Here is a 15,376-nt window from a genome sequence, read left to right on the forward strand (position 1 = left end):
GAAGTCCCTGTGGTTTTTATTTATTAATTAATAACTAGTTTTTGAATACGCCGTTCTCCTGACACAGAATTTAATTCAACGATATAAATTCCTGTATTCAAATGGCTAACAGCTATGGTTTGCTGTGTAGTGTTCACTTCTAAATTTTGAGTTAAAATTACACGACCATGAATATCGTAGAGTTTAAATAAGGTTTCTTGGTTTAATTGCCCTGTAATCTCAATAGTTTTATCATTTTGATTTGTAGTAATCTTTAAGGTATTAAAATCTTGATTGGAGACATTAAGGGTTTCATTTTCGAATCTAAGATAGAAGCGACCATCACCTGAAATAGAATTTAAAGCTGTAAACGAATAGTCGTTTTCGTTTAGTAAAGTAAAAGTGTTTGTAATATTGTCTTCTAAATAAACTTTAGTTGTTATTGGCAATGTAAATTCCGAAAGACTCACAGTGATAACTTGTCCCTGTTCTGCATTAATCCCTAAAGGAACAATTGTGCTAACTAAGTCGTCTGTACCAAGAGCTTGAATGGCAATAGGGTCACCTAAGTTATCATTTACTAAATAAGAATTAATACAAAATTCAGTTGAATTTCCGCCAAACATAGCTGCATCATAACCAGCATCTAAACCTAAACTCGCATTTTCATTAAAATGAATTGCAGTATCATAACTTTCTGAATCCTGATTAGTAATCTGAAGTTTAATATAGCCTTCATTGTCGTTAGTACTAGAATTTCTACCGACTATAAAATCATCACTAGTACCATAAGTTCTTATATCTGATAGAAATTCTATAGTACCACCACCAGATTTAGATTTAATAAAGAAACCTTGACCAGGAGCGATTAATTCACTTGTGTTTAAACTGTTGTATATAGTCCATTTGTTGGTTGCATTATTATTGTAGCCATAGATAGCTTGATAAGCACCATTACTATTTAATTGGTCTTTGTTCTCTTCAAAAAATTCAGAGAAATCTATATAAGACGGGTAGGGGTTCCCTATTAAATTCCAACCTCTAAAAGAAGAGCCTGCTGTCTCTGTTATAGGAATTGATACATCACCTGTTTCTACTTGTCCAGTAAAAGTAAAAGTTGTACCACTAACACCATCTTCTATACTATCTCTTGCAGCTCTAAAACCAATACCATTTTCTATAGTTGTATCACTATCCGTAGTAATTGCATAATTTACATACACACCATTAGGTTCATCAAAGGGCGCAAATGCTTTTTGATCATTATTATTGGGATTTTCTAATATATTGGGATTATCATTTTCAAAATCTCCAAAGCTTTGTCCTGATAATGGAGCGGAAACTAAATCGTTTCCTGTAACGCCATTATAGGCATTAATATGGCGTTTATAAACCACATTACCTGTACTTGATCCTTCGACAATTAAACTAGAATATTTAGTAGAAATCGATTCTAATTGTATTTTTCCATAATTAGTTAAATCACCATTAACAGTAATACTGCCCCCTTCTTTTATGACAATTACCGCATCGGTATAGACTATTAAATTATCAACTACTATTGCTTCATCTGCATCAACTGTGTAAATTCCATTACCTATAAACATATCTTTAGTACCGGTAGTTCCATCAGGTGAAATATTATCTTTCCATGTATCATTGCAGTATAATAGGGCATCGTTAGTAAGGTTAGCACCACAAGTATTATCTAAAGGGATATATTGAATTAGCGTCGCCTTAGGTGTCGTAGACTGGTCGTGTCCTTCTGATCTATTTGAAGTACCTCCTCGACCTCTAAGGTGAATATGTATTACTGAATTACTACCGTCACTATAAAGTTGTACACGCAGTGCATCTGCAACAAAAGGTTGTTGATCACTGCCTCCCCATTCGTAAATACCGCTATCAATCCATCCACCTTGGCCTTCTTCTAAAATGGTCCATGTATCGTTATGATGGTAGCTAATCCGCCACATCGTATTAACCTGCGGTTGATTAGAGTAAGTACCGCCAAAAGTTATATAATTTATATATTTTGCATTGTTCCAATTCACTTGCCATTTCATGCCTTCATCAACGGTAGGGGTGCCAAGATTATAATTATAAGCAACTCCATACTCATTATAATTAGTGACATTACGATAATTATTTAGTGCAGGATCATAAAGTATATCTAAAGGCGCACCTCTACCATTGGTTACAGAACCACTTAAAATAGCATCACTAAGTAAACCTAAATTTATACTAGTATCAGGGCTATTATCAGGGGCACCAGCATTACAATTAGCAGGTGCTGTATAGAGATTATTTACAGTTAACGTACATGCATTCTCTTCTGAGAATGATACTACTACATTTTGATCCAAACCATTAGAGGCTAAACCAGTTAAAAGCACTGTTTGTGGGCTACCACTAATAGGAAATGCTTGCCCATTCACCATTAAATTTCCACTTTCAGGTTCGTTGACATAGGTTACCGAAATTTCTTGGGTATAGGTGCCATTTAGCTCGTTGCAAGCCGATTGTGCCCCTGATGTTATACTTTCAAATCTACATGCGGTACAATTTACAGGTGCTGTAAATAAGTCTTCAATAATTATAGAACAAGATGTTTCATTTGAAAAAGACACCTCAACATCTTTCGATTCGCCATCAGAAAGCAATCCTGTAAGTGTGACCGTTTGTGGACTAGATGTTACAGCAAAAGCTTGCCCATTGACAATTAAATCGCCATTTGAAGGTGCATTATGATAAGTTATAGTAATGTCTTGACTATAAGTCGTATCGATTTCGCTACATGCTGTTTGTCCTCCTGCGGTGACTGACTCAAAATCACATTCCGTTGGGAAAGGTAAATACTGTATAAGTGTTGCTTTAGGGTTGGTGTCAGAATCATCATAACTACTACTATAGGTAGATTCTCCACCACGTCCTCTTAAATGAATACTTACAACATCATTTACGCCGTCACTAAAAGCTTCAAGTTTTATAGCATCAGCTGTTATTGGTGTTTGAAATTTACTCCCCCATTCATAAATTCCTGCATTAATCCAGCCACCTTGGCCTTCTTCATGCATTATCCATGTATCATTTAATCGGTAACTTATCTTCCAATTTGTATTAGGTTGAGCTTGATTTGGATAAACACCTCCAAAGGTTATATAATTGATTTTTTTTGCAATTGGCCATGATACTTGCCATTTAAAAGCATTATTTATATCTATTGGGCCCAAATTGTGATTTAAATCTACACCGTATTCATTAAAAGGAGTTTGATGATAATATTCATTAATTCTAGGGTCATATAAAATATCTGTAGGTTCGCCTCTTCCGTCGTTGACTGATCCCTCTACATTTGCGGAAGGCAATAAAGCCAAATTGATACTTGCATCTGCGGTGTTTATGGTATCGGTAGGTGCTTCTAATTGATCAATCCATAGGCCAATTAAATCTACCGCATCTTGATCGATAACATTTTTAGATAAGGTTGGCATCATTACCGTAGGGTCTATACTGTTCATTCTATGGTAAAGAATAGACCGTAATGAATCTCCAGGATATATGATCTTTTCATCAGCATAGTTACCTAAAGGACTTAATATACCTGCATTTAATATATTGGTGGCTTCGAGGCTATTAAATAAGCGCAAATCAAAATTAGCTCTATTTCCTGTTTCTGGTCTATGGCAGTAGGCACAATTTAAATCTAAATAAGATCGTGCTTTTTCATCTAGTGTTGCGTTGGTATCATAAATAGACTTAGAGGTAAGAATGTTGGGCGTGTCGGTATCTACAATAGTTTCATCTAATATACCTAAATGACTGAGTGTAACTAGTTGATTAGCTGTAGTGGTAGTGCCGTTTTCCGTATAATCATAATCTGAGTTTAGATAACGTGCTTTAAGACCAAGCGCTCCTGAAACTACATTGTTATGGCAGGTTTTACAATCGGTATTAGAAGGAAAATGCCAGGTTTGAGTCCGTGTGCCTCCGCCTTCGGTCGCAATAGTTACAGGCTCATCTAATCCTACTTCTTGCAATACTGCATCCGTTTGCGCTTCATTCCAATTGTAGGTTAAATAATAAAAATTACCATCACTTCCCATAATAGAAAGTCGGGTTTCGATTTTTTTAGTAATACTTGAATCCGTATCGTCTACAGGAAGATCAAAGTGTTTAATTAAAACAGAGCCAATAGGGAAAATCCAATCGCCATTTTCAGAATATTCAATTTGTTCTGCATCCGAATTATGAGTCCCATCATTAGGTATGGCCATCCATCGTCTTTTTAAAGCGCCATCTGACCAAAACGATTCTACTAAATCATAAGGTACAATACCATTGGCAACTTCTAAAGTTGTCATGTCTGTGAATATATTAGTCGCTGAGAGGGTTTGAGGAAATAAGCTATAATCTGCTGAAGCTGATTTCATTTTATAAATAGGAGTATTGTTTCCCTCAGGCAGTAAATATATTTCGTTTGCACTATCTTGACCAAAGGATATAATACCACCAGGTGTAAAGTTACCTATTAATTCATAAGCACCTGTCGTTGTATTTACAGACCACATTTCATCACCATCACCAAAATCGGCACATATATATTTCCCTATATATTCAGGCATTTCAGTTCCTCTGTAGACAAAACCACCTGTAATTGAATTTGCTTCTGTTGCAGGAAAAGCTACTAATGGCGCTTCGTGTGCCATGTTATCTAAAAGTTGAGGAACACAACCGGGTCCTGCGTCATTACCTTCCCATAAAGGCCATCCAAAATTTTTCCCACCACTATTTAGAACATTGATTTCTTCATTAGAATCTAAGCCCACATCCCCAATATAAAAAGTACCTGTAGTTGCGTCTTTGGTCATACGGTGTGGATTTCTAAGTCCTACACTATAATACTCTTCAAAATTAGATCCATCAGGACTTAAGAAAGGGTTATCGTTTGGTATCCAGTATTCTTCACCCGTGATTTCATCTGCAAAACCATCAGTAGGTTTTTTTCTTATCGGTGCGTGACTTTTGGTTGAATCTTTATCTACATCAATTCTAATTACACCACCATCGATATCATTTGTAATATCTTGTGCTTTACTCCATGAGGTTTGATCACCGATACTTAAATAAAGAAATCCATCATCACCAAATTCAAGTCCACCTCCTCGGTGACCCGTACCGTACATTCGGTTTTTCATAATAATAGTACGACTATTTGGGTTAATAGTCATGGCGTTTGAACCTACCTCAAAACGTTCTAACATTAAAAAATTACCCTCATATTCAAAGTGAGAACAATTTTGAGTTGTAAATTGACCAAAAGGGGGAGAGTTTTCTCCAGCTGCATTCTTTGTTGCGTAATAAACGTAAATATAATTTTTAGGATTTGTAGCGGCATCAAAATCTGGATGAATGGTTAAACCTAAAAAACCACCATCGGAAACCAAGCCAACGTCTCCAGACAAATCTAATAATAAATCTTTGACACCCGTTTCTTCGTATTGATCAATATCAAAAGAAAAAATTTGACCATCTAGCTGTCCTATAATAATTTTATTACGACTTGGGATTTCGTTAAACGTTATAGGGTAAAAAAAACTTAAACCTGGATAAGCTATTCGATAAGGTTCTGCAGTTGCCGTAGATAATGGTAAAAACTTACCATTTAAGTAAGCTCCCATGGGTTGAGCCGTAGTTAGACCTGGCCCATAAAAATAAGGCACCGCACTAAATAGCAAAATAGAGGTGATAATTGCTAAAGTAATTTTAAATTTTAGCCCTTTAGATTTAAAGTTTAAGACTAAATTATAAAAGTTGTTTTTCGATTTATGTGTACTCATAGAGCATAATAGGTATTAATAGCAATTATAAATGTAACATTTTTTGCCATTGGGTAATCTATTATTTCGATAAAAGTTGAAATCTAGAGTTAAGGTGCTCAGTATTTTAACTCTATATTCTGGTTGTTGTTTGTATTAGATTGAAAAAATTAAGCCTACAAAGATTCATTAAGTACAATATTTTAAGAAAAAAAGAATCTTTCAAACAATATTATGTTCTATTAATAATACTAATTACAGCTTTTAAAACGTGTGAAAAAGTGGAATTCCTTATAATAATTACTTAGCTGTAAAAATAAGCAACCTTCTATTTTCTCTATCTATAATAACTCTGACTCGTTCCTTTTGTACAGGCACAATTACTAATACCTTGTAAAAAATCTAACCCAATAGTTACCATATGTGTACCAGAGTTAAAACCAGATAAATCATTCGTGGTAATTTGGTAGGAATAAGCAAAAAAGAATTTATTGAAGGTTATGCCACCCATTGGACCAATATTTAAAGGTTTAAGAAACTGATCATTCAAAAAACGATAAGAACCACCTAAAAAATAATAATCCCCTTTACGGTTAAATTTTCGGTATTTAAAACTTATATCTGTAGTTGATCGTTTATCACTAGCAAACATTTGATAAAACATTGATGGTTCTAATTCTACATCTTTATTCTGTTTACTCTTAATCACTAATCCTGTATAAATTTGATAATTCAGAAGTAAGTTAGGTTCAATACCTGTATAGGCATCAAGGTCTTTTTTCATAATATTGTTAGCATTAAAACTGAGGTAAAATGCTTTCCAACGGTATAAAATACCCGCATCAAAATTATTATTAGATACCGAGCGATCATCAGTAATACTAGGGTCGACTATAGGAATATCATAAGTGGTATTAAAGTTATTAATATCAATTTTAAAGCTATTAAAGTTGTACGATAAACCAAAAGATAAAAACTGTTTAGACTTATAATCTAAAGTTAAATGATGCGCAAACGAAACTTTAGCGCCTTTTTGTATGGTGTTTCCATTTCTATCATTGTACGCAGTTATTCCAACTCCCGAACGATTTCCTAATCTAATATCTGCATAAAGCGACTGGTTATCGGGTGCATTTTTAATACCAACCCATTGGGTTAATCCATTGGCTCTTATTTTTACATTATCGCCAATACCAGCATAGGTTGGTGAAATTACAAAATTGTTGTCTGCCAAATATTGCGTAAAAACGGGTAAGTTTAACTCTTGGCCAAAACTATGAGCAAAGACCAGTAAAAGGATATAGAGAGAGAATTTTTTCATGATGTTATCTTTTTAATGTGCTTAGCTTTTATCTATAAAGTGTAAAATGTCCAACAAATTCTTTGTCGTTTTCAGAGTCGTTAGTTTGAACCACAAACCAATAATCTCCCATTGGTAAATCTTTGTCGTTATACTTACCATCCCAAGCTTCACCAACACGGTATGTAGCTACTTTTCGGCCGTAGCGGTCAAAAATATCGAAGGTTAGGTTTGGATAGTTATCAGTACAACCTGGTGCCCAAGTATCATACTCGTTATCCCCATTTGGTGTAAACCAATTAGGAATACAGATGTCTTCGAAATCTAATTCTATTTGTGCTGTTGCATAACAACCACTGCTGTCCATTACGGTAACCGTATACATTCCAGATTCATCAATAATGTAAGACCTTGTGTCGCCATAGGTTTCACCATTAAGAGTAAATTCGTAATCACCTGTACCACCGGTAGGGTGCGCAATAAATTCGTTGAGGTCACCTTCAGAAAGTGTAAGCATTACAGGTGCCGTCTCTCCAATAGTGAAGTAGTCGGTAGTTTGAATACAACCATTGGTATGTCTCACATCTATATAATGATTGGTACCTGTTGGAATGTTGTAAAAGACATTACTCGTTTGGTATGCACCACCATTTAATGAGTAATCGAATTGCGAAAGATCATCATTTGAGGCATCAACAGTAACCGTTACACTATTTCCTTGCTGATTATCTTCACAAATAGATTCGATGATGACTTCTGGTAAGATAGTTACGGATTCTGGGAAAGTGATATTCCATTCCGACTCACAACCTTCGGCATCTCTTACATAAACAATGTGATCACCACCTTCTAAATTTGTAAAGTCGAATTCAGTTTGTGTCGCGTGTCCTGTAGTGTAAACGCCTTCGTAATCATCTAGGCTAACACTGTATGGCAATGAGCCACCAGAAATATCAATACTAAATTCACCGTTTACATCACCTGCACATACTTCAGGATAAAATGAATCGGGAACAATACTTAATATTACGGGTTGTGGCTCTGTAATATCGAAGTTAAAAGTGAGGTAACAACCCAATTCATCTTGTACAATGATATCATAGTTTCCAGGGGCTAAATTCTCGAATGTATTGTTATTGAAAAATTGATTTAGCTGAGGTGAAATGGCATATTTAATAACGCCTGTTCCTCCTGTAGCTGTAATTTCAACACTACCGTTATTACTTCCAGCACAACTCACGTTATTAATAGTTAATTCAGCATCAATTGGATCATCTGGTTCAGTAATACTAATAGGTGCCGAGGTTGCAGTACAATCACCACTTTCAACATAAACAATATAATCACCTGCTAAAAGTTCTGTAAAATAACCCGGTGTATCTTGAATTGCTGTAATAGGATTGCCTAAATTATCTTGTAAAGTGTACGTGTAATTACCTAGTCCACCAATAGCCGTAGCCACAATAGAACCATTATTATCTCCAGCACAATTGATGGTTAAGTTAGAGGCTTCTAAAGTCACTTCTAGAGTTGGTAATGGATCTACTGTAATTTCGTTAGAAATATTAGTAAGACAACCATTAGCATCTGCTACATAATATGAATATGTTCCATCTGGCACTGTAAAAGTAACATCGTTAGTAAACGTTCCTATAACAGGAGTCATTGAAGGGTTTTCACTATAGGTGTAAGTACCTGTTCCTCCTGTTGCACTTAAGGTTAATGTTGATTCAGTTAAACACGTCTGTGTGCTTGCTCTTACTAAACTAGCTTCAACAGGTGTTGGTTCAGTAATCTCGATATTTACAGAAGTAAATTCACAATCAAATCCGTCAGTAATTCTTACAAAATAGGTTCCTGGACCTAAATTTTCAAAGACATTTGAGGTTTGTGGACCAGATACACTTGGAGTTGGTAAAACCGTATTTAAAGTATAGGTATAGTTTGAACCTTGTCCGCCAGTAACATTGGTAATAGTGATACTTGCATCTTGATCACCAAAACACGATAAAGTAGTTGTACTTGGTGTAAAGGTTGCAGTGATTGGATCTGGTGTTTCTAGAGTAATTATTTCAGAAACAACACAACCACCAGCATCTCTAACGTTAACGGTATAATTACCCGCTGAAAGTCCTGAAAAGGTACCGTTAGTTGAATAAGCAATAGTTGCATCACCTGTTAATTCATATTCATAATCACCCCAGCCTCCTGTTGCAATAGCTGAAATTGTTCCTTCGTTATCGTTACAAGTGACGTTAGAAGTTTCAGATACATTAAGCGTCATTGCATCTAATGGCGATTCAATAATCACATTAGCCGTCGCAGAACAAAACGGAATATCGGTTTCTGTAATGACGACTGAAAAAGTTCCAGCTTCCATACCGGTAACCGTTTGAGGATTGGTTGCTGTATTAGCGTTTACAATTCCTGTTACTGAAGTTCCAGAGTTATCTATTACTTCATAAGTATATGCTCCTGTGTAATTTGCAATATTAATATCGAATGATCCTGAGTTATCCCCAAAACAAGTCACTTCATTTGGCGTGACAGTAAATGTTGGTAATATAGCTTCTGAAACTGTAATAGACACTTCTTCTGTACAAGAGGTTACCGTATCTGTAATCGTAATTGTATACGCTCCAGAAGGTACACCTGTAAATACCGTTCCGCTTAAACTAATTGAAGCAGGATTTGGTAAAATACTATAGGCATAAGACCCAGAACCACCAGATCCTGTAATGGTAATTTCTCCATCATCGTTGTTACATGACGGTAAAGCGGTTACTTCTGGTGTTATAGCTATTGGAGGTACAACATCTATAGACACTGTATTTCCACAGCCATTAACATCTTGAATTGCTATGGTTTGAGTTCCTGAGTATAAGTTTGAAAGCGTAAAAGGAAACGTTTGTGTTTGAAAAGCACCTCCATTAATACTCACCGTGTAAGGTGGTATTCCTGCAGTGTCTAATGTAACATCGATTTCGTATTCCCCTTCATTCACGGTACACTGATTGTTAACATCTGCTGAAATAACAGGTGTTGGCTCCATGTCTAATACTTGAACAGGACTCGTTACAACACAATTGTAAGCGTCAATGACATGCACATAATAGCTACCAGCATCAAGATTAAATGTACTTGAAGCATTCCAAGCAGCATCTGTAGCCAATGGGGCAGTAGCTGTTGTTGTAATTTGATATTGGTAAGGTGGTGTTCCGTTAGAGCCAATAGCACTTATAATTCCTGAGTTAGCTTCACAATTTGCAATCTGATCAATAGAAACTGCTAATTCTAATGGGAAAGCAGATTCTGTAATATTAAATGGAATTGTAACCACACCACAGCCTGCATTTGGACCTGAAGTTTCTGTAATAGAAACAAAGTAATTTCCAAATGGTAGTGGCCCTAAGTCTACAACATCTAACGAACCATTTGCTGGTACAGACCCTGAACCTGATATGCCTGTGGTGTTTAAACTTAAAGCATCGAAAATTTCATAGTCTACACTAACTGCGCTTCCATAGTTACTGTTTATAGTAAAGGAAACGTTTCCGTCTGCACTTCCTGTACACGTAATATTATTAGCACTAACAGCACTTGCCGTTAAGGTTGAATTTGTTGGAATAGGAAGTGTTGAAGGTTCATAATAGCTACAATTTGTAGATTGATCATAAACAATAAATGTATAAAGTACACCAGGAATTAAACCTGTAAATGTAGCAGATTCACTTCCTGGAGAATCTTCAGCTAACCAAGTTCCTGTAGGATATTCAAAACCTGGCCCTTCATATATACTAAAGAAGAAAGGTCCGGCACTAGTTAAAGTTGACCCAATACTTACTTCAGCAACTCCACCAGTTGTACAATCCACAGCTGCAGTAATATTAATATCTAAATCTGTTGGAGGCGAAGCGACCAATACATCTTGAACAAGAATTGAACAGCCATTAGCATCGACAACATTTATTTGGTACAATCCAAAATCTACAACATCAAAACTAACCGATGTAGATCCTGTTGCATTAAGCTCAGAGTTTTCATAACCATTAGTTCCTGTAACAAAATAATTATAAGGTGCTGTTCCTCCTGTTACAGCATTTATTATTATTGAACCTTGCGAAATACCTGTGACATCATTACATGTAATATCAATGGCTTCGTAATCTATATTAATGTCATCTGGTTGATCTATGGTGACCACTTCAGTAGCAGTACAAGACTTAGAATCTGTAACGGTTACAGTATATGTACCTGCTGGTAAACCTGAAGTTTGCGTTCCAAAATCTGTTCCTGTAGTGTCATTGTTGATATTGATTACAAAAGGTGGTGTTCCTGTTGTTGTGTCAATAGTCACATCTATGGCACCGTTAGTATCACCATGACATAATATAGGTTCTGTTTGTGTTACTAAACTTAAAGCCGGTAATGATAACGGATTTACAGTAACTACTGATTCTGCAGTACAACCATTAGCATCTGTAATTTGAAACTGATAGTCACCCGCAATTGTTGTTGTGTATGTAAAAGGTGACCCTGTTGCTCCTAAAGACGTATAAGCAGCGCCATCAATAGAAACGGCATAGGTGTATGGTGCTGAACCAGAAATGGTTCCTGTTATAAGCGCCTCTGGTGTTGCTGAACAATCTAAACCTTCGGTTAATACAACAGCTAGAGTAGGTGTAGAGATAGGGTCTATAGTGTGAGATTCACTGTAGACACAATCGTTTTCATCTTTAACTTGAAACGTATACGTTCCAGGTTCTAATCCTGAAAAATCAGTTGATGTTTGATACGAAGTTGCAGCTGAAGCAGGTGCTGTAATTTGATATTCTAAAGTTCCAACCCCTCCAGTGGTTCCCACAATAGAAACTGTTGTAGTATTTGTAGGACAGGTAACAGGTAGGTTGTCAAACTCTAAATTTGTTGGAGGGTTAAGACCTTCTATTGTGATTTCTTCTGAAGCAGTACCACAACCACTAGAATCTATAATAAAAACAGTGTAATCTCCTGGAGTTAAGTTATCAAATACGGTATCAGTTTGATAGTTAATACCATCAATACTATAGCTGTATGGTGCATCTCCTCCTGTAGCACTTGTAACTGTAATTTCTCCTAGAGATGAACATGTTAAAGGTGTTGTTAATTCAACTGTTCCTACTATTGTAGACGCTGAATTTATTGTTACAGTTTGAGGGGTTGTTTCACAAGCTTCAGACCCTGAAGTATATTGCAACTGAACTTCATAATCTCCTGCTGTTAAACCGTAAAACACATTAGAACTAACATAGGTAACACCTCCATCAATACTATACATTATACTATTTCCATTAGCGTTTGAAACATTAACAGTAAGTATTCCAGCATTACTAGAGTCTACACATGTAATATCTATGGTGCTTACAGTAAACTCTGGTTCTTCAATAGCCTCAATCGTAATTGTAACATCGGTAGTACAGTTATTAGAATCTGTAACTGTAATATCATAAGTCCCAGCTTCAGATACTGGTATTTCTGGAACAGTTTGAAACTCTGTTTCACCATTTACAAAGTAGAAGTAAGGTGCTGTTCCACCTACAGGATACACTGTTATTTCTCCTTCTGTACAATTTAATGGATTAGTTAATGCTACAGTTGCAGTTAATATAGGCGGTTCTACTATAGTTATATCTTCTGTAAAAGTACAGCCGTTTTCAGACTCTATGGTTGCTGTATAGGTTCCCGGATTAAGATTTTGAAATGTATGGCTGTTATCCATAATAGGACCAACACTATTTATTAAACTCCCAGATTGGTGAAGCGTGAATGAATATTGAGGGTCAATATCATTAGCTGCTAAATGAATGCTTCCTTTATCACCATGACAAAGTGGTTGTGATACCGTTATAGTACCACTAAAGTCGCGATCTCTAATTTGCACATCAGGAACTGTAAATACACATGGATTTGTTTCTACACCAATTTGTCTCACATAGATGGTATAAAAATCAGCTGTATCTATAGTGAAAACATTACTATTTTGAAAATTTGTACCATCAATACTAAATTCATAACCAGATGGTACACCGTTTACGGTTATACTTCCGTTAGTTTCACAAATGATGTCTGTAGCATTAACCGTTGGGTTTAATACGTTTTCATAGACATTAAAATAAAACTGAAGAAAACACCCACCAGGGTAATTAATAGTAATGCGATATTGACCCGAGGTATCTGCTAAAAAGCTAGATCCACTACCAACTTCATTCCAAGTACAAGAGGTGCTTTCATTGGCACAATCTGTATCTGTAACAGCATCACAACTAGATTCGTCTAGTTGTTCCCAAATAACAGCGGTAGAATTAGAAATATTAGTTTCAATTAATCTTGAATCATCTGCACCACATAAGAATATATTTGGTAATAATTTTCCATCGTTAGGACAAGTAACCACTTCATCTGCATAAGGAATCACAGGATTGGTAGTATTAGAACCAAAAAGCTCCACTTCAAAAGCTTGAGTAATAGATTGACAAGGCGCATCCGCAATATTATAAGAATAGTAAGTTCCAGTATCGCTTACTGTTATTGTTTGTGTGTTTGCTATGACCGGTGTTCCAGAAGGGCTTGTAGACCATTCATAAGAGGAGTAGCCATCTGCAGCAGTTAGTTCTACACTATCGCCACATAACACAATTTCTTCAATAAAAGTACAATCTAAATCGGCCAAGAAGTTAGTCGCTCTAGGTGAAATTAAACAGCCTGTATTACCACTTAAACTTGGATCGTCTGTAATATTAAAATTAGGGTTATAAAACCCATTGTAAGAGGCAAAAGCTTGATTACTTATAATGTTAGAACAAGCATCTACAAGTAAATTACAAGCATCTACCACCTGAACTTCTATACGAATTTCATATACAGGATCTTCTTCTTCAACTAAAGCATCTTCTATAGCAAAAATAATCTCTCTTGTGTCTGGATCATAACTAGAGACCGTAACACCAGGAGGCAGTACTAAATCTTCTGGGTAATTAAAAATAATATTAATAGGAAGGACATCTCTAATTTGAAAATTAGTAGCATTATCATTTCCTGTATTTTGAAACCCAATCACATAATTTAAAGACGACCCAAGTCCTACGTTTTGGTCGCCAATATCATTTCCGGCATCATCTTCCACAATTTTGGTTAATACTATATGAGGTTCTATAATTTCTACGGCAAAAGCAAAAAAGTAAGGAAAAAAGGTGTCGCCACTAGTTTCCAACCTAATCACACCAGAGGTGGCATCATTTGCAATCACTGAGTTACCAGGATTTGGAATAGCGATAACGCCTGTATCAAATCCTAAAGTATTAGTACTGTTTGGCACTCTATCATTTACAGGTGTTGCATCTAATTGGGTAACTGAACTATTAAAGAAATTTGAAACCTGACGATCGGCAGTAGATAGACTAACACCATTAAGTTTTAAACGATCTCCTAAAATTGGACTATCACCTTCTAGTGTAGCAAAAGCAAAATTAGCTCTTACTGGTGCCGGTGCAGGAATAGTTCTAAAGCCATCAACTGGAATATCTAATGCTGGATTACCTCCAGGAACACTAATTGAACTAAAGCCATCAAAACTAGTAATTGATTTTCCTGGTAATGTAGGGTCTTCATAAACAATAAATAAAGACCAACCGGCAGATTCCCCTGTACCATTATAAGGACTGTATGATGCTGTTCTACCTTCTCCAGAAGATACATTTGCAACCGTATAAGTTCCTAAGTCAACACCCGATCCATAACTTGTAACAATAGATGTAACATCTGCAAAACAGGCATAAGAAAAACTATCGCCACCATCAACAGAACTACTTTCTGCATCATAAATTATAGTGCCTTCTATATCGTTATAGCCCCCAATTGGACCTTTAAATTTTACGTTTGTAATAGGTTCATCACCTGGATTAACCGCTCCCCAATAGAGTCCGGCATAAATAATCTGGTAACAATTTGGATTATCAATAGTCAAATCTGCACTGGAAGAACTAAATGTTGAAGGGTCACCGTCAATGTCAATATATTGCATATTGACTAGGTGATTATATTGAGAATCATTATTAAAAGCGTCATTATTTGGTCCCAATATATTGTTACCAATGAGCACAATGTCTCCTTTTAAATCTTCATTAAACCTCGGTGTAAAGGGTTCATAATTTTGGGCAAATGCTAGCTGACCAATAATGAGTACTAGGGCAAGCATTGCTATTCTAGAAAAAGTAGGTTTTTTCATGTTATTTAATTTAAG

3 protein-coding genes are annotated in these 15,376 nt (G+C 35.8%); all 3 read right to left on the reverse strand.

The annotated features are described in order from the left end of the window. Nucleotides 1-23: 23 nt before the first annotated feature. Complete coding sequence (locus tag HM982_RS13885) at nt 24-5,819, reverse strand: PQQ-dependent sugar dehydrogenase (RefSeq protein WP_179353850.1); 5,796 nt, start codon at nt 5,817-5,819, stop codon at nt 24-26. Between the two features lie 316 nt (nt 5,820-6,135). After that, a complete protein-coding gene (locus tag HM982_RS13890) occupies nt 6,136-7,119 on the reverse strand; it encodes a PorP/SprF family type IX secretion system membrane protein (protein ID WP_179353851.1) in 984 nt (327 codons plus the stop codon). 28 nt (nt 7,120-7,147) lie between these two features. Beyond that, nucleotides 7,148-15,361 (reverse strand): T9SS type B sorting domain-containing protein, encoded by an 8,214-nt coding sequence (locus HM982_RS13895; RefSeq protein ID WP_179353852.1) that lies wholly within the window; start codon nt 15,359-15,361, stop codon nt 7,148-7,150. Nucleotides 15,362-15,376 lie beyond the last annotated feature (15 nt).

Source organism: Winogradskyella vidalii, assembly GCF_013403955.1.
GTDB lineage: Bacteria > Bacteroidota > Bacteroidia > Flavobacteriales > Flavobacteriaceae > Winogradskyella > Winogradskyella vidalii.